Here is a 15,824-nt window from a genome sequence, read left to right as displayed (position 1 = left end):
GCATCGTCTTAAAACCCATTAGCAATACCACTATCACAATTTCCTATGACTAAGGCGGATGATTGCGCTGCGGCGCGGTGGCATGCTGTCAGCATCATTGGCAGAACAGCAGGAACATATGGACATTATTCCCGCGCAGCCGCATCACGCGGCGGCGATACAGAAGATCTACGCCTGGCACGTGCTGCACGGCACCGCAACCTTCGAAACGGAACCGCCGGCGGAGAGGGAAATGCTGCGGCGCATTAATGACGTGCATGAGCGCGGCGGTTACTGGCTGGTGGCTGAGGAGCAGGATCAGGTGCTGGGTTACTGCTATCTCGCGCCGTATCGTCCGCGTTATGCCTACCGCTTCACGCTGGAAGACTCTATCTATCTCGACCCGCAGCAAACCGGACGCGGTATCGGTAAAGCGCTGCTGCAAAAAGCGGTGGCGCTGGCCGAAGCCGCTGGCTTTCGCCAGATCATCGCGATTATCGGTGACAGCGCCAACCAGGGCTCGCTGGGAGTACACCGGGCGCTCGGTTTTGAGCACACCGGCGTGATGAAATCGGTGGGTTACAAACATGGCCGCTGGCTGGACACCGTGGTAATGCAGCGGAGTCTCGGGCCCGGTGACAGCCAGCCGCCCGATCGCTAAGCCGCTTCCATGGCGATCACCCGATGCGTGCCTTTCTCCAGCAGATCGCGGTCATGACTCACCAGCAGCACCGCGCACTGCTGCTCACGCGCCAGTTCCGCGATCAACTGCCATGTTTGCTGCTGCACCAGCGGATCGAGGCGTGACGTCGGCTCATCGGCAAACAGAAATACCGGCCGCAGCAGCATCACCCGTAGCAGCGCGAAGCGCTGCAGTTCGCCACCGGAGAGCGCCTCTGGTCGCCGCGTCAGCAGCGCTGGATGCAAAGCCAGCCGCGTCATGAGCGCATCGCGCTGTGCCGGCGGGAGAGCGTGACGCCGCAGCACATCGTTGATGCTTTGCCCCAGCGTGCGCTGCGGCGGAAACAGCGCGGAAGGATCCTGATAGATTTTCTGATATTTCAGCGCATCCGCATCAGCGTGGTGCGTTACGCGGCCCTGCTGCGGCGCGAGCAACCCCAACAGCACGTCGCCGAAGCTGCTTTTGCCGCTGCCGCTGGCACCGTGCAGGCCAACGATTTCACCGGCGTGCAGCGTGAAATCGCGTGGCACACCCAGCCTTTTGCCCCCGCGCGCCAGCACAATGTCCTGGGCGCTGATCACCGGCCTGGCACCGATCACCGTTTGCTGTCGGGCGGGCCAGACGGCCGGATCGGCAGCCAGCAGCGCGCGCGTGTAAGGCTGCTGCGGCGACTGTAACACCTGCTGCGCCGGGCCCTGTTCAATCACGCTGCCTTTATGTATCACCAGCACGTCGCCGCACAGCTGGCGTGCCAGAGCGATGTCGTGGGTGATGGTCAACAGCATGCCGCCGTCGGCCACTTCGCGCTGTAACAGCTGGCTGACTTCGTCGCGGCGCGCCACATCCAGCCCTTTGGTCGGCTCATCGGCAATCAGAACCTGCGCGCCACCGGCACGGGCTGCCGCAAACGCGGCGCGCTGTGCCATGCCGCCGGAAAGCTGCCACGGATAACGCCGTGCCGCCGCGGCCAGGCCAAGCTGCTGCAGATCCTGCTGCGCCGCTGCAGCGCTGGCGGCGGACGGCAAACCGCGCACGAAGCGATGCCCTTCCGCCACCTGTTGCTGAATCGCCATGGTCGGATCGAGCGACAGCCACGGCTCCTGCGGCAGCGAAGCCAGCGTATTGCCCCACAACCGACGCAGCTGCGCCGTATCCTGCGGCAGCTGAAAGCGTCTGCCGTTGATCATCACCTCACCGCTGGCCTGCAGCGATGGCGGCAATATCCCCATGATCGCCTGCGCCAGCAGACTTTTCCCCGATCCGGTTTCGCCGAGCAGCGTCAGCGGCTGACCGGGTTGTAGCCGCACATCCACCGGCTCAACCAGTGTTTCAGTCGCTGTGGCAACGCTCAGCCCGGTGATCTGTAATCCCTTCATCATCGCTCCTTTTTCATCAGCAGATTGAGGCTGATCAACAGTAAAAACAGTGCGGCTACCGGCTGCATCAGCAGCCACGGCGCTTCCCACGCAAACGGCAGCAGTTCGGTCATCATCAGGCCCAGCTCCGGCGTGGGCGGACGCACGCCAACGCTGATAAAACCGAGCGCCGACACCGCCATGATGGCGCTGCTGAAAGAGAACAAGGTTAGCGTCAGCAGTACCGGTGCCAGCGCAGGCCACAGATGATGACGAAAACGATACCAGGCAGAGAACCCGAGCAGTTTGCTGGCCTGCATACCGGGCGCCTGCACAATTGGCCGCAGCGTGGCACGCGTGACGCGGAAAAATTCCACCCACAGCACCAGCGAAATGCCCAGCCACAGCATCTGCGGCGCGTCTGGCGCAATGGCGGCCAGCAGCAGTACCAACAGTAATCCCGGCAGCGCGAGGCACATATCGCCGACGATGCTCAGCAATCGCTCCGGCCAGCCACCGTACAGCGCACTGAGCACACCGGTGAACACGCCCGCTATCAGCGCACTGATCACGCACAGGGCTGCCAGCCCGAGTGACAGGCGCAGCGCGGCGCTGAGGCGCGTTAACATATCGCGACCGAGATGGTCGAAACCGAGCAAATGGCTGCGGTTCGGCGTCTGCAGCATCTGCAGCAAATCCTGCTGGAGCGGATCGCCGTGCTGAATCAGCGGCAGCACAAACGCGTAAGCCAGCAGCGCCACCAGCAGTACCAGACCCACCCAGCGTGAAAACGTCATCTTCATGCGCGCGCCCCCCGGGGATCGAGCAGATGACAACCGGCATCCACCAGCATGTTCAGCAGGACAAACAGCAGGCCGAGCGTCATGGCGCTCGCCTGAATTACCGGCACGTCACGCGCAAAAATGGCGTGCACCAGAGCGTGACCGATTCCCGGCCATGCAAACAGGGTTTCCACCACCACCACGCCTTCCACCAGCCAGACAAACTGCATGCCAAACCACGTCAGCACCGGCGCGCTCAGATTACGCAGGCCGTGACGCAGCAGCAGGCGCGCGGGTGCCAGTCCCTTTTGCGCTCCCCAGCGATAGTAGCCGGACGACACCACCTGCGAGGTGGCTTCGCGCACCACGCGCACGCCGACAGCCGTCAGCGACAGTGCCAGCGTCAGTGCCGGCAACAGGAAATGGCGCAGCTCGCCGTGACCGGCGCTCGGCAGCCAGTCGAGTTGCAGCGCGAACAGCAGGATCAGCAGCATGCCGAGTGCAAAATGCGGCACCGATTTCAGCAAGGCGGTCAGCCAGAACAGCGCACGGTCAAGCCGGCCGTTGGCATGGCAACCGGCCCAGATGCCGAGCGGCAGCGTCAGCAGTAACGCCAGCAGCAGCGAAACGCCCGCCAGCGCCAGCGTCTGGCCCAGCTGCCAGCGCAGCTCATCCATCACCGGCTCACCGGAAACCAGCGAGCGGCCGAAATTAAACTGCAGCAGATCGAAGAGCCAGTGCAGCAGCGCACTGCCGCCGCTAAGCGCTCCATCCAGCTCCTGCTGTACCCGCGCCACCGCGTCGGCATCGACGCGATCGTAACCATAGCGCCCCGAGGCGATGCGCCACGCCATGTCGCCCGGCAGCGCCTGCACCAGCAGCCAGGTCAGTAATCCTACCGCCAGCACCACGAACAGCGCCTGCGCCATGCGCCAGCTGAGTTGTTTAATCATGGCTCCCCCAGTGCATCTGGCGCAGGCCGAAGTGGCGTTCAAACGCATCGAGCTTAACGCCCTGCAGCTGGCTGTTAACCGCCGCCGACTGCTGATACCAGGCCAGCGGAATCACCGGCAGATCCTGTTGCAGCGCGCGGGTAATGACGCTGCGCGCCCCGGCGCGGGCTGCGCCATCGGTGGATTGCGTCAGCGTATGGAGCGCCGCGTCGAAGCCTGCCGCATGCCAGTTCATCGCCCCCCAGTCACCGCCGTGGGTGCCATAATCCTGCAGCAGCGTTCCGGTCGGATCGGGCGTCAGGGCAAAGTTGCGCGCAAACAGCGCCAGCTGCAGACGGTTGTTGTGGTGCTGTGCCGGGATCTCGCTGGCGTTGGTCGCGTTAATTCGCACGTCTATGCCAACCTGACGCAGCTGCTGCTGAATCACCATCGCCATCAGCGGCAGCTCAGGGCGATCGGGATAGGTCAGCAGCGTCAGGCTAAAGCGCTGGCCGTTGCGCGTCAGTACGCCATCCGCGCCGCGTTGCCAGCCGGCCGACTGTAATAACTGAGCAGCCTGCTGCGGCTGATAGTGCAGCGGCGTGAGTGCCGTGTTGTGCCACTCTGCCATGTTAGGGGGAAACAGCTGGCTGGCTGCGCCCGGATAACGCAGCACCGCCTGCGCCAGCGCGTTGCGATCGATCGCCATGCTGATCGCCTCACGCACCGGCTGTTCCGCCAGCAGCGGATCGGCCAGATTAAGCTTCAGCATCAACGTGCGCGGCACCGGAATCGCCGGGATGTGCAGCGACGCTTTGCGTGCCAGCCGCTGCCGGCTGGCGGCATCAAGGTTAAACACGTAATCTGCATCACCGCTTTCTGCCAGCAGCGCACGGGTTTCCGCGCGGCCGGTCGCCAGATAGCTGGCGGCGGCAATCGCCGGTTTCTCGCCCCAGTAATCCGCGAAGCGCGCCACCGTCAGCGACTGCGGCGGCTGGAAGGAGGTAAGCTTAAACGGTCCGCTGCCAATAATGCGCGTGATGTTGCCCTGCGCATCCCAGCTGGCCAGTGCGAGGATTTGCGAGCGGCTTTCCGCCAGGACTGACAGCAGCGGCGTGAAGGGTTCACGCAGCGTGATGGTGACAAGCTGCCCTGCCCCGCTGATGTCGGCGATTGGCGTTTTGTCCAGTAAGCCCGCTTTGCCGCGTGCGGTGTTGAGTGATTTCACCACGGCAACCGCATCCAGCAGCGAGCCATCATGAAAATGCACGCCGTCGCGCAGCTGAAACTGCCAGCGCAGCCCATCGTCAGAGACCTGCCAGCGCTGCGCCAGCGCCGCCACCGGCTCGCCACGTTCGTCCACTTCTACCAGCGTTTCAACCACATCCATACGTAACAGAATGTCGCCGGAGAGCGCCGGATCGCTGCCTTTAATTTCAAACGGTGCGGCAATCCGCACCGGTTTTTCGGGTGTGCTCGCCGCCATAACGGCGCAGGAAGCCAGGCCGAGCGCCGCAGCGATCAGCAAATTTTGCATTGATTTCATTAAATTTTCCGAATAAACCGTTACACTATCATCGAACCAATTACGTTATAACATAACAATTCACACTTTAACACACGGCGTTTGCAGGGAATTCGTCAGCCGCTTGTTGCCTTTTAACCGTCGCGACAGGTTAACGCTGCGCGCAGCAGCGTGGCTGAGGTATGCTTGAGAAGAACTCTAACCCGTGAGGAAACGCCGTTATGCCAGAGATTGTCGTTTATGCTGCGGAAGGCCGTAGCGTTGAGCAGAAGAAAAAATTACTCAAAGCCATCACCCAGGCGGTGGTGGATTCGTTTGAGATCGATGCTGATGTGGTCACCGTGTCGATTATCGAAACGCCGAAGCATCATAAATCTAAGGGCGGCGTGCCGTTCGACGAACGTTAAGATCAGCCCGGTTCAGGCGTACTGAATATTCATGGTGCCGCGCTCGCTGCGGTTGACGATGGCCTCGACCTGCCACGTCCGCTGAATCAGGGCAGGCGTCAGCACGGCGGCGGGCTCACCGCTCGCCACCACTTGCCCGTGCTGCAGCACCACCAGATGCTGGCAAAATTTGGCCGCCAGATTCAGGTCGTGCAGGGCCACAATCACCGTGACCGGCAGTGCGGCAATCAGCCGCATCAGCTCGAGCTGAAACTGAATATCCAGATGGTTAATCGGCTCATCCAGCAACAGGATATCCGGCTGCTGCGCAAGCGCACGTGCGATCTGGCAGCGCTGGCGTTCGCCACCGGACAGCCGCTGCCATGACCGCCCGGCCAGCGCATCCAGTTTCATCAGCGACAGCGCGTGCTGCACCGCCGTTTCATCTGCCGTCCGCCACGAGCTGAACGCATTGCGATGCGGCGCCCGTCCCAGACGCACGATGTCGCTGACGCACATCTCAGCTTCCATTTCGGCATGCTGCGGTACGAAGGCCAGCGTACGGGCACGCTGCCGCCGGCTGAGTTGGTTCAGCCGCGTGCCGCCCATCTCCAGCCCGTTATAAGCACAGGGCTGAACGCCCGCCAGCGCACGGATGAGCGTCGATTTGCCCGAGCCATTGGGGCCGAGCAACCCGACCGTTTGTCCCCGCTGCGCCGCAAAACTGATGTCAGATAACACGCTGCGCGCCTGTAGCGTCACGCTCAGTTTATCCACCGCGACATACTTCATGATTTCTCCCGGTTGCGATACAGAATCAGGGCGAACACCGGGGCGCCGACTAACGCCGTCACCACGCCTATTGGCAGCACCTGATGGGTGATTAACGTGCGCGATACCAGGTCGGCAATCACCATGAAATGGCAGCCGCCCAGGAATGCGAGCGGAATCGTCACCAGATGACGCGGCCCGGCAATCATGCGGGTGATATGCGGGATCACCAGCCCGACAAAACCGACCGCACCGATCGCGCTGACGATCACCGCCGTCACTAACGCAGTGGTCAGCAGTAATACGATGCGCACCGCTGCTACCTGCGTGCCCAGCGTCGCGGAGACTTCCGCGCCAAACGAGAAGGTATCCAGCGCGCGCGCATGGTAGAGCACAGTCAGCAGACCGGCGAGGGTTACGGCAAAACACAATAAAGCATCCGCCCAGCGCACACCGCTCAGGCTGCCGAGCAGCCAGAACATCACGCCGCGCGACTGCTCAGCATTGGCCGCCGTGCTGACAATGTAGGCGGTCAGCGCATTAAATAATTGCGTCCCGGCAATACCGGCCAGAATGATGCGCGCGGTGTTTTCCCGCATGCCGCCGGAGAGCAGAACAATCAGCATAAATGCAAGACAGGCACCGCCAAACGCGCCGGCACCGGTGGTGATGGCGCCGCCGCCGATGCCAAGCAGCATCACGCACACCGCGCCGGTTGATGCACCGGCGGAAATCCCCAGCAGATAAGGGTCGGCCAGCGAATTGCGCAGCAACGACTGCAACACCAGCCCACACAGTGCCAGCCCGCCGCCGCTGCTCGCCGCCATCAGCGCGCGGCTCATGCGGTATTGCCAGACGATGCCGGCTTCCAGCGCCGGCAGGTCGTAATGGGTGATGCCAAGACCATTAGTGATGGCCTGCGCGGTCAGGGTAAAGCCGATCGCGACATCGCCGGTCGCCGCGGCCAGCGTCATCATCACCGGCAGGCTGAGCGCGCCCGCAGCAATCAGCAGGCCGGTGCGCCAGTAACAGACAGCGTGAGCGCTCATCGGGCAGGTGCGAAAGCAGCGATCTGCTGACCGATCAGCTCCACGGCCTCTACGTTGCGCAACGAGGGATTCAGTGACATCGCCGGTACCACCACAATGTGGCCGTTTTTCACCGCTGGCATTTCACGCGTCACCGGATCGCTTTGCAGAAAGTGTTTTTTAACCGCGACGTCATCGGCGGGATAGAGCCGCCGCGCCATGCTGGCAATAACGATGATGTCCGGCTGCGCGGAGACGATGTGTTCCCAGGTAACCGCCGGCCACTCTTCGTCTGAATCGATAATGTTAGTCAGACCGAGCGTCTGGCTGATCCAGCCCGGCGCCCCTTTATTGCCAGCGACCCAGGGATCGCCTTTCAGGCGCGGGCTGGAAAACCAGTAAACCACCTTCAGCGGCGCTGACGGCGATTTGTGCAGCTGCTGCTGAACCTGTGCTATACGAGCGGCCAGCTGCTGTTTGAGCGCTTCGCCACGCGCCGGCACATCAAAAATGCGCGCCAGCGCGCTGATTTCCGCAAAGATCACCTCGATCCCATACGGTGTGGTGCGTGCACCGTCGCTATTGGACGTGGTGGTGACGGCTTTGCCGATGCAGTCGGCAGGCGAAATCCAGGTTCGGATGCCGAGCTGTTCAAACTGTTCACGCGTGGCGACTTCACCCTGCGGCCCGACGTGCCAGCTGTACTGCGCCAGCACCAGCTCCGGGCGCTGCGCCACCACCGCTTCAAAGCCCGGGGCGTTATCGGCCAGCCGTTTAAGCTGGCTGCCCTGCCCTTGCAAATCGGCGGGCAGCGCGCCAAACCACACCGAGGTTGCGGCAATTTTATCTGCCAGACCGAGCGCCAGCAGCAGTTCCGTTTCATGCTGGCCAACGGTGACGACACGCGCAGGCGGATGAGCGAAGGTTTCCTGGACACCGCAGTTATCAACGGTGAGCGGATAGTTACTGGCATTAGCATTGAATACAGGAAGCGACAGCAGCGCCGCAATAATCAGGGAGAGCGAGTTTTTCATCATGGTACTTTCATTGTTACGTTATAACATAACAATATGCATGACCAGGCGTGGACTGTCAATAAACAGGATTGGGCATACCGACCGGGACTGCGCGCATCATGAAGAGGATGACGTTAGGGTATGAGCAGGGCTGCAACAGCAGCCCGCCCAGTTCTGATAATTAAATCGGCTCTGATGATGTCATCGAATGAAGTAGTAGCTGAAACAGAGATTTTATTCAGGATGTTGTGCGGCTGGTTTTAAAGTCCGGGCCACATACCGCCATCAAGCCTTAAATTTGAACCCGTTATGTAACCCGACAACGGGCTGGCCAGAAAGGTGATGGCGTCCGCTATTTCTTTGAGCGTCCCTACGCGCGCCATGGGCACATTGGCATACAGGGGCAATACGGCCTGTTCAATATCTTCCCATGGCGCGTCAGCTGAAAGCCCTGCATCTTTGGCCGTTTGACGAAATGCTTTTTCCAGGCTTGCACTATGAATAGTACCAGGTGAGAGAGTATTTACGGTTACGCCATCGTGTGCGACCGCTTTTGCCAGCGATGAGGTCATGGCAATAATCCCTGCTTTAGCAGCAGCATAATCCGGACGCCTGGCGGGAGGCATCAACGCTGCCAGGCTCGAAATATTAATGATTCTGCCCCATTTTTGTTCACGCATCCCAGGAAGAAAAAGATTAATGACACGTAAGGCTGAAAGGACATTTTTATCATACCCAGCCGCCCAGGTTTCTGGCAAAGAAGACGTCCAGTCCTCTGTGGGGCCGGAGCCACCCGCATTATTAACAACAATATCAACGGATTGTACAAGCGAACAGACTTGCTGATAAAGCAGTTGAATATCTGCCTCACGGGTTAAATCTCCCGTTACTGCGTACGCTTGTCCACCTTGATTTATGATATCGCTGGCGATATTTTCAGCTTTAGCCGGATCCCGGCCATGTATAATAACGCGGGTGCCTTCAGCGGCAAGCCCTCTGGCTACCGCTTCTCCAATACCTTTGGTGCTACCCGTTATCAGAGCAATTTTGCCGTCGAGTTTCAGATCCATTACTGTTCTCCAGGATACGTGAAAAATCTATTGGAAAATAAACTGATGAATGAATCAATTACGCACCTGAAAGTGCCTGTAGGCGATGATGAGAAAACACGTTGTCTCGGACCAGAAGGTTCGGTCGCTTATGTCACGCAATGTTTAACTATTATTTCCGGCAGATGGACACTGCAGATTTTATTCAGGTTATTTGCGGAGCCTGCGATGCGTCACTCGCAATTCATGAAGAGTATGCCGGAGATATCGCATAAAGTACTGACTCAACATCTACGCAAGCTTGAACGTGATGGACTGATAACCCGCACTGATTTTGGTGAACTGCCCCCGCGTGTTGAATACGCACTCACGCGTGCAGGCCATAATCTGATGCCCGTGCTGCTCTCAATGCGTGAATTCTCACGAGACAACCTGCCAAAACCGGGACAGGATTAATAGTGCAAAAAAATTGCACTATTGGCAGCAGGGAAATAATCACGCATCCTCAGCAAGGTCGTCATCACGCAATTTAATGCCATTACTGAGGAGGAGTATCAAACGTAATTCTGCTTTGCTTAAAATAGTCGGCCGACGAAATAATCCACGCCCAGAGCGGCATCATTTTCATCATCATTTCTTCGCCCGCCTCCGTGGCCGTATAAACGACACGCGGTACTTTTTCCTGATAATCACAGCGGGAAATAAGACCGTCACGCTCAAGCGTACGCAGTGTGCGCGTCAGCATTCGTTGCGTGACGCCATGCAGTAAACGACCCATTTCTGCATGGCGCAACGGTCCATGGGTGGCCAGAATATGCAATATACCCAACGACCAGCGATTGCCGGCGTGAGAAAGAATTTCACGCTTTAATGTTTCATCATCGTGACTCAACGCCTCACAAAATTGTCTGGAAAACTGCAGCAGGGCTTCGCGATTGGGTTCCATCTCTCCTCCGGTATCACGGGTGTACCTGATTGAATCAGGGTTTGTCCGCTGTCAGGATGACGGATATAACCTAAGGAGACAAGCATGCTACCCGTTGATCAACATGTCGAAAATATTCTTATCCTCGGCGCAGGAGAATTAGGCATGGCGGTGTTAAACGCTATGGCTAAAAAGTGCAGCAGCATCCTCTGATCAAAATAAGTGTATTACTCAGAAGCAAGGCTGCGCACGCCACGTCCGGCCCACTTAAAACCCGGCTGGATGCGCTGCAAAAGCTAAATATCACTGTGGCGGAAGGCGACCTGCAGAAAAATAGCCTGAGCGAACTCTCAGCATTATTTCGCTCTTATGATGCCATCATTAATTGCAGTGGTTTTGTCGGCGGGCCGGGAACGCAGCTCAGAATCACTCAGGCCGTGCTCAAGGCGGGTGTCGCCCGCTATTTCCCCTGGCAGTTTGGCGTGGATTATGACGTTATCGGCAAAGAGAGTGGGCAACCGGTATGGGATGAGCAGCTTGAAGTGCGCCACCTGCTGCGCGCCCAAAGCAACACTGACTGGGTAATTGTTTCAACCGGTATTTTTACCAGCTATCTGTTTGAACCCGATTTTGGCGTGATTGATGCCGGGAATAAAACGGTTTATGCCCTCGGTGACTGGAACTATGCCCTGACACTCACCACGCCAGACGACATCGGGCAGCTGACAGCCGATATCTTCTTTCATCAGCCCGCTTTTCAGAACGACATTGTTTATATCGCTGGCGATACGCTGACTTACGCAGAGCTGGCTGACCTGATGCAATCTCACTGGCAAAGCGCGGTCAGGCGAGTATTACTTAGCCGGGAGAGGCTACAGGAAGATGCAGAGCGTCATCCCCATGACACTGGCGCGGCCTACCGGCTGGCCTTTGCCCGTCCGGACGGTGTGGCATGGCCTAAACAGGAGACATTTAATTACCGCGAGCACATTGCCACCACCAGCGCCGCTCAGTGGCTGACGAACCAGCCAGCAGCGTTCTGAGGAATTCAGGCGTAGCAGAACGTCCTCAGGCGCAACGCCTGGCCTGAGGGCTATCGGGCCCTTCGCCTGAAATCCCGGCGCTTTGACAAACCGGCAGGTTGCGTCAATACTTTCCCCCGCACCGCTATCAGCCAAAATCAGTACCAGCCTAAAACAGAAAATGTGAACTCCCCGCCTGCCCTACCGTTGCAGCCCTTCCCCAGCATAGCTCATCTAATAAATTTAGGTGATTATATGTTTTTTAATTATTTTAATTGAAATTAATCATCTCCCTGCCGATAACGCCATTGCCATCAGGCAAAAGCGTGGACAACAACAACCAGGGAGATTCACCTTAATGAAAAAAATACGTGTTTTTTTGGAAGATATCAGAGTCAGCAGAAAACTCATGCTCGGGTTTGGTGTGCTGCTTATCCTCAGCATTGCTGTAGCTTCCTGTGGCATCAAAAATCTGCACGACATCGCGGAACGTGCGGAAAAACTCAGCCAGTTTAAAGGCATCAACGATCAGTTTGCGCAGGCTAAAGATGCCCGCCTGCAATACGTAAAAACCCACGATGAAAAATTCATTGCCGACAACGAATCGCGACTGCAGGCGATTGAGGGCAGTATCAACCAGCTGAAAACCTGGCGATGGGATAGCGCGCAGACCGCGCTGATTGCCTCTCTGCCGGCTGCGATGAACCTTTATCGTCAGCATCGTGCAGAAACGGTGAACGAAGTGCATAAGCGCCAGAGCATTCTGCAGGCGCTGCGCTTCAGTGACGAAACCACGGCGGTTGCCGCGCTGGCCATAAACTATGTCAGCACACAGCAGGATACGGCAACCGCGCTCAATGAAATCGCTAAATATCTGAATGGTATCAGTATTCGTGTAAAGCTGATGGCGCTGGACAACAGTGAAGAAAACCGTCTGGCTTTGTCAGGCTTTATAGCTGAAACGATTCAACTCATTGACCAGGCACGACCACGCCTGAGCGCTGATGACAGCAACGCGCTGGATAAAATTGCCGTAACGCTGGCGGCCAGACGCGACAGCGTGCAGGACTACAACGCCTCCGCGGAAGAAGAAGTGGAAGCGACCCGCCAGCTTGCCATCGCGGGCCTGCATCTGACTAATACCAGTAATCAATTATTTACCCAGCAGCTGGCCGCCACGCACCAGGATATCGCCCGGGCAATCCTGTGGATGTCGCTGATCCTGGCGGCGGCTGTGGTAATCAGCATTCTGATTGCGGTGTTTATCACCCGGCAGATTACCCGTCCTTTAGCGGTAACACTGAACGTCGCGCGGCAGATTGCGCAGGGAGACTTAAGCGTACAGCTGCACACTTCGCGTAAGGACGAACTGGGCGAGCTGATGCAGGCGGTCGGTGAGATGAGCAACGATCTGCGCGGCATCATTGGTAACATTCGCAGCGGCGTGATGCAGGTCAGCCACGCTTCCGCAGAAATTGCTGCAGGCAATAACGATCTTTCCGCCCGCACCGAGGAGCAGGCGGCCGCGCTGGAGCAGACGGCAGCCAGCATGGAGCAGTTAACCGCTACCGTGAAGCAGAACGTTGAAAACATTCATCACTCCAGCGAACTGGCGCGCGCCACTTCGGAGAAGGCCAATCAGGGCGGCTCGCTGGTCAAAGGCGTGGTTGAAACCATGGACCAGATCAGCGCCAGCTCCGGCAAAATCGCTGAAATCACCACCGTCATTAACAGCATTGCTTTCCAGACCAATATCCTGGCGTTAAACGCAGCAGTAGAAGCAGCGCGCGCCGGTGAGCAGGGACGCGGCTTTGCCGTGGTCGCCAGCGAGGTGCGCAGTCTGGCGCAGCGCAGCGCTCAGGCGGCCAAAGAGATCGAAACCCTGATTGGCGAATCGGTGGCGCGTATCAGCAGTGGTTCACAGCTGGTAGGTCAGGCCGGTAAAACCATGGATGAAATTGTACATTCCGTTGGCAACGTAACCAGCATCCTCGCCGAAATCGCGCAGGCATCCGATGAGCAGAATCGCGGCATTTCGCAGGTCGGCGTCGCTATCGTTCAAATGGACAGCGTGACGCAGCAGAACGCCGCGCTGGTGCAGGAATCATCGGCCGCCGCCAGCGCACTGCGCGATCAGGCGTCGACACTGGAAGGCTCAGTCGCGCGTTTCGTGGTGCAGTAAGCGGATTTTCACTGACAGAGAGAGCGGGCGGGATGCCCGCTCTTGTCGGATCACGGCTCATCAGCGGGCTGCTGATCACAGCGAATCCGATTGCGGAATGAAATAACGTTTGATGCGTTGTCCATATAACCCAACCGCCAGCCCGGTAATAATCAGTACCAGCGCCACGATTTTCATCGGAGAAATAGCTTCACCAAATATCATCATCGAACCGAGAATGCCGAATACCGGCACCAGCAGCGATAATGGCGCGACGGTGGAGACAGGATACTGTTTAAGCAATGAATTCCAGATCCAGTAGCCTAATAACGTATTGGGGTAGACCTGAAACAGAATGGACAATATCGCACGGGTATCCATATGGCTGATTAATGCGCTATAGCCCGCGCTGCCATTAATTAATCCGTCCAGCAGGAAAAGCGGAAGCGGCGAAAAGGCGCTCGACCAGACCAGAAACGCGAATACCTGCTTCGTGCCGGCTTTTTTCATGATGATATTGGCAATACTCCAGGCTATGGCACCTGCCAGCACCAGCAGCAACCCGGCAAACGTCACCGAGCCGTCGGTAATAAACACAATGCTCATCAATCCGCTGCACGCCAGCACAAAGCCAGCGATCTGATAGCGGCTGAGCTGTTCTTTAAACACATAACTGCCGAGCAGCAGAGTGAAAAAGGCACTGAACTGCAGCACCAGCGAGGCGATACCCGCCGACAGCCCGGTTTTTATCCCCAGATTGACCAGGCCCCACAAGCCAATGCCGAACACCAGTCCGTAGCCAATAAGGTAGCGCCACGGGACGTCAGGTTTTTTAATAAAGAAGAGCGCCGGGATGGCACACAGCGTAAAACGCAGCCCTGCCAGAATAAATGGATCGATGGCGTGCAACCCTAATTTAATCACCGAAAAATTAATGCCCCAGATGGCGGTAATACCGATGGCCAGCAGCAGGTGTGATAATTTCATGATTGACGTGTTCCATACCAGAGAATAAGTGCGCAGGCACTGACCAGTGCCCCGCCGCTGCACACTGCATACCATCCCCAGTGCGCATAGAGTTGGGTGGCAGTAATAGCGCCCAGCGCGCTGCCTGCCGCATAAAAACACATATAGGCACCGATAAGCCGGCTGGTGATAGCGGGTTTGCCGGAAATCAGCATGCTCTGGTTGATGACATGCACCGTCTGCACCGCGAAATCCAGCATGATCACGCCAATAACCAGCAATAATAAAGAAGTCTGCGCGAAGGCGATGGGAAGCCACGAGAGCGTTAGTAAAACCAGTGCGCATCCGCTGGCGCGCTGCCCGGTTCCCCTGTCAGCCCAGGCGCCACTTCTGGAAGCCGCCAGCGCTCCGGCTATCCCAGCCAGACCAAACAGCCCTGTTTGCGTATGGGAAAGCGACATGGCCGTGAGCGGCAAAACCATGGAACTCCACAACATGCTGAACGCGGCAAAAATCAGCAGAGCCAGCGCGCCGCGCTGACGCAACAAGGGCTCGGTGACGAAAAGACGCGGGACAGACCCCAGCAGCCCGGCCACGGAAGTGGCTGTGTTCTGCGGACCGGCAGCAGGTATCACTTTCATCAGCAGCACGGTAATCAGCAGCATCAGCGCGGCTGAGGTCATATACACCGCCCGCCAGCCGGCGATATCGGCGATGATGCCAGAGACCAGGCGCGCCAGCAGTATGCCCATGACGATGCCACTGGTGACGCTGCCTACCACCTTGCCACGCTGAGCCGGTGCCGCCAGGATAGCGGCCCACGCCACCACGGTTTGCGTCACCACCGCCATCAAACCCACCAGCAGCATCGCCACCAGCAGCGCCAGCAAACTCTCTGCTAACGCCGCCGCGACCAGGGCCAGCACCGACAGCAGCAGGTGCGTGACCACCAGCTTTTTGCGATCAAAGCGATCGCCGAGCGGCACCAGCAAAAACAATCCTATGGCATAACCCGCCTGCGTTGCCGTGATGACCAGGCCGATGGTGCCGGGCGAAACCTGCAGCGTTGCGGAGATGGATTCCAGCAATGGCTGGGCAGAATAGACATTGCCGACAGCCAGCGCACAGGTCAGTGAGAACAGAAAAATGATGTGAGGCGACAGCACTGAGCTCGTCGCCGGCGAAAGAGGCGCCTCAGAGGTTGCAGGGGTATCACTGGTGCAAGTCATGTTGCATCCTTATTTG

The 15,824-nt window shown here is 58.2% G+C and carries 15 protein-coding genes and 1 pseudogene; 5 read left to right on the top strand and 11 right to left on the bottom strand.

The annotated features are described in order from the left end of the window. The first annotated feature begins 118 nt into the window (after positions 1-118). On the top strand, positions 119-640 hold the full coding sequence (locus tag C1N56_RS22240; RefSeq protein ID WP_058781105.1) for a GNAT family N-acetyltransferase: 522 nt from the start codon (positions 119-121) through the stop codon (positions 638-640). Here C1N56_RS22240 and C1N56_RS22235 read toward each other — a convergent pair. Genes C1N56_RS22235 through C1N56_RS22220 form a run of 4 tightly spaced genes read right to left on the bottom strand, consistent with a single transcriptional unit; the run spans position 637 to position 5,276 of the window. After that, positions 637-2,037 (bottom strand): ABC transporter ATP-binding protein, encoded by a 1,401-nt coding sequence (locus C1N56_RS22235; RefSeq protein ID WP_058781028.1) that lies wholly within the window; start codon positions 2,035-2,037, stop codon positions 637-639. The two genes, C1N56_RS22240 and C1N56_RS22235, sit on opposite strands and share 4 nt — an antisense overlap. Next, positions 2,037-2,813: an ABC transporter permease gene (locus C1N56_RS22230; RefSeq protein ID WP_081317665.1), complete on the bottom strand. Its 777-nt coding sequence runs from the start codon at positions 2,811-2,813 to the stop codon at positions 2,037-2,039. The genes C1N56_RS22235 and C1N56_RS22230 overlap by 1 nt, the downstream gene beginning before the upstream one ends. A gap of 2 nt (positions 2,814-2,815) precedes the next feature. After that, positions 2,816-3,751, bottom strand: a complete 936-nt coding sequence (locus tag C1N56_RS22225; protein WP_394517585.1) for an ABC transporter permease — start codon at positions 3,749-3,751, stop codon at positions 2,816-2,818. Beyond that, entirely contained in the window at positions 3,744-5,276 is a 1,533-nt protein-coding gene (locus tag C1N56_RS22220; RefSeq protein ID WP_394517584.1) for an ABC transporter substrate-binding protein, read from the bottom strand. Before C1N56_RS22220 ends, C1N56_RS22225 begins: the two co-directional genes overlap by 8 nt. 200 nt (positions 5,277-5,476) lie before the next feature. On the opposite strand from C1N56_RS22220, the gene C1N56_RS22215 reads away from it, so the two are divergent. After that, positions 5,477-5,662, top strand: a complete 186-nt coding sequence (locus tag C1N56_RS22215; protein ID WP_021508848.1) for a tautomerase family protein — start codon at positions 5,477-5,479, stop codon at positions 5,660-5,662. Between the two features lie 12 nt (positions 5,663-5,674). Here C1N56_RS22215 and C1N56_RS22210 read toward each other — a convergent pair whose 3' ends face one another. The 4 genes from C1N56_RS22210 to C1N56_RS22195 form a co-directional block, all read right to left on the bottom strand. Then, positions 5,675-6,433 carry an ABC transporter ATP-binding protein gene (locus C1N56_RS22210; RefSeq protein WP_104093445.1) on the bottom strand — a complete coding sequence of 253 codons (759 nt, stop codon included), beginning with the start codon at positions 6,431-6,433 and terminating at the stop codon, positions 5,675-5,677. Next, entirely contained in the window at positions 6,430-7,461 is a 1,032-nt protein-coding gene (locus C1N56_RS22205) for a FecCD family ABC transporter permease (RefSeq protein WP_104093446.1), read from the bottom strand. Before C1N56_RS22205 ends, C1N56_RS22210 begins: the two co-directional genes overlap by 4 nt. Next, a complete protein-coding gene (locus C1N56_RS22200) occupies positions 7,458-8,477 on the bottom strand; it encodes an ABC transporter substrate-binding protein (RefSeq protein WP_021508845.1) in 1,020 nt (339 codons plus the stop codon). Before C1N56_RS22200 ends, C1N56_RS22205 begins: the two co-directional genes overlap by 4 nt. A 239-nt stretch (positions 8,478-8,716) precedes the next feature. After that, entirely contained in the window at positions 8,717-9,526 is an 810-nt protein-coding gene (locus tag C1N56_RS22195; protein WP_394517583.1) for an SDR family NAD(P)-dependent oxidoreductase, read from the bottom strand. A 45-nt stretch (positions 9,527-9,571) separates the two neighbouring features. Between C1N56_RS22195 and C1N56_RS22190 the strand changes: the two genes are divergently transcribed. Further along, on the top strand, positions 9,572-9,961 hold the full coding sequence (locus C1N56_RS22190; protein ID WP_072208581.1) for a winged helix-turn-helix transcriptional regulator: 390 nt from the start codon (positions 9,572-9,574) through the stop codon (positions 9,959-9,961). A gap of 82 nt (positions 9,962-10,043) precedes the next feature. Here C1N56_RS22190 and C1N56_RS22185 read toward each other — a convergent pair whose 3' ends face one another. Further along, on the bottom strand, positions 10,044-10,451 hold the full coding sequence (locus C1N56_RS22185) for a winged helix-turn-helix transcriptional regulator (RefSeq protein ID WP_058776130.1): 408 nt from the start codon (positions 10,449-10,451) through the stop codon (positions 10,044-10,046). Between the two features lie 84 nt (positions 10,452-10,535). Between C1N56_RS22185 and C1N56_RS22180 the strand changes: the two are divergent. After that, positions 10,536-11,473: pseudogene (locus C1N56_RS22180) on the top strand (aromatic alcohol reductase). A gap of 388 nt (positions 11,474-11,861) precedes the next feature. After that, positions 11,862-13,634: a methyl-accepting chemotaxis protein gene (locus C1N56_RS22175; protein WP_394517582.1), complete on the top strand. Its 1,773-nt coding sequence runs from the start codon at positions 11,862-11,864 to the stop codon at positions 13,632-13,634. A gap of 75 nt (positions 13,635-13,709) precedes the next feature. On the opposite strand, the gene C1N56_RS22170 is transcribed toward C1N56_RS22175, so the two are convergent. After that, positions 13,710-14,600, bottom strand: a complete 891-nt coding sequence (locus C1N56_RS22170) for an EamA family transporter (protein ID WP_394517581.1) — start codon at positions 14,598-14,600, stop codon at positions 13,710-13,712. Then, positions 14,597-15,808, bottom strand: coding sequence for an MFS transporter (locus C1N56_RS22165; RefSeq protein ID WP_394517580.1), 1,212 nt, complete (start codon positions 15,806-15,808; stop codon positions 14,597-14,599). The genes C1N56_RS22170 and C1N56_RS22165 overlap by 4 nt, the downstream gene beginning before the upstream one ends. Positions 15,809-15,824: the final 16 nt, after the last annotated feature.

The organism is Pantoea sp. SGAir0175 (assembly GCF_043547855.1).
Note: the sequence above shows the minus strand (reverse complement) of the source record. Positions and strands in the feature narration are given on the sequence as shown.

What these genes read in the sequence shown, in the direction of transcription:
- C1N56_RS22185 (WP_058776130.1), bottom strand. Translation starts at nt 10,451, where the DNA reads ATGGAACCCAATCGCGAAGCCCTGCTGCAGTTTTCCAGACAATTTTGT.
- C1N56_RS22215 (WP_021508848.1), top strand. Translation starts at nt 5,477, where the DNA reads ATGCCAGAGATTGTCGTTTATGCTGCGGAAGGCCGTAGCGTTGAGCAG.
- C1N56_RS22230 (WP_081317665.1), bottom strand. Translation starts at nt 2,813, where the DNA reads ATGACGTTTTCACGCTGGGTGGGTCTGGTACTGCTGGTGGCGCTGCTG.
- C1N56_RS22170 (WP_394517581.1), bottom strand. Translation starts at nt 14,600, where the DNA reads ATGAAATTATCACACCTGCTGCTGGCCATCGGTATTACCGCCATCTGG.
- C1N56_RS22165 (WP_394517580.1), bottom strand. Translation starts at nt 15,808, where the DNA reads ATGACTTGCACCAGTGATACCCCTGCAACCTCTGAGGCGCCTCTTTCG.
- C1N56_RS22240 (WP_058781105.1), top strand. Translation starts at nt 119, where the DNA reads ATGGACATTATTCCCGCGCAGCCGCATCACGCGGCGGCGATACAGAAG.
- C1N56_RS22190 (WP_072208581.1), top strand. Translation starts at nt 9,572, where the DNA reads ATGAATGAATCAATTACGCACCTGAAAGTGCCTGTAGGCGATGATGAG.
- C1N56_RS22200 (WP_021508845.1), bottom strand. Translation starts at nt 8,477, where the DNA reads ATGATGAAAAACTCGCTCTCCCTGATTATTGCGGCGCTGCTGTCGCTT.
- C1N56_RS22175 (WP_394517582.1), top strand. Translation starts at nt 11,862, where the DNA reads ATGCTCGGGTTTGGTGTGCTGCTTATCCTCAGCATTGCTGTAGCTTCC.
- C1N56_RS22220 (WP_394517584.1), bottom strand. Translation starts at nt 5,276, where the DNA reads ATGAAATCAATGCAAAATTTGCTGATCGCTGCGGCGCTCGGCCTGGCT.
- C1N56_RS22235 (WP_058781028.1), bottom strand. Translation starts at nt 2,037, where the DNA reads ATGAAGGGATTACAGATCACCGGGCTGAGCGTTGCCACAGCGACTGAA.
- C1N56_RS22225 (WP_394517585.1), bottom strand. Translation starts at nt 3,751, where the DNA reads ATGATTAAACAACTCAGCTGGCGCATGGCGCAGGCGCTGTTCGTGGTG.
- C1N56_RS22205 (WP_104093446.1), bottom strand. Translation starts at nt 7,461, where the DNA reads ATGAGCGCTCACGCTGTCTGTTACTGGCGCACCGGCCTGCTGATTGCT.
- C1N56_RS22195 (WP_394517583.1), bottom strand. Translation starts at nt 9,526, where the DNA reads ATGGATCTGAAACTCGACGGCAAAATTGCTCTGATAACGGGTAGCACC.
- C1N56_RS22210 (WP_104093445.1), bottom strand. Translation starts at nt 6,433, where the DNA reads ATGAAGTATGTCGCGGTGGATAAACTGAGCGTGACGCTACAGGCGCGC.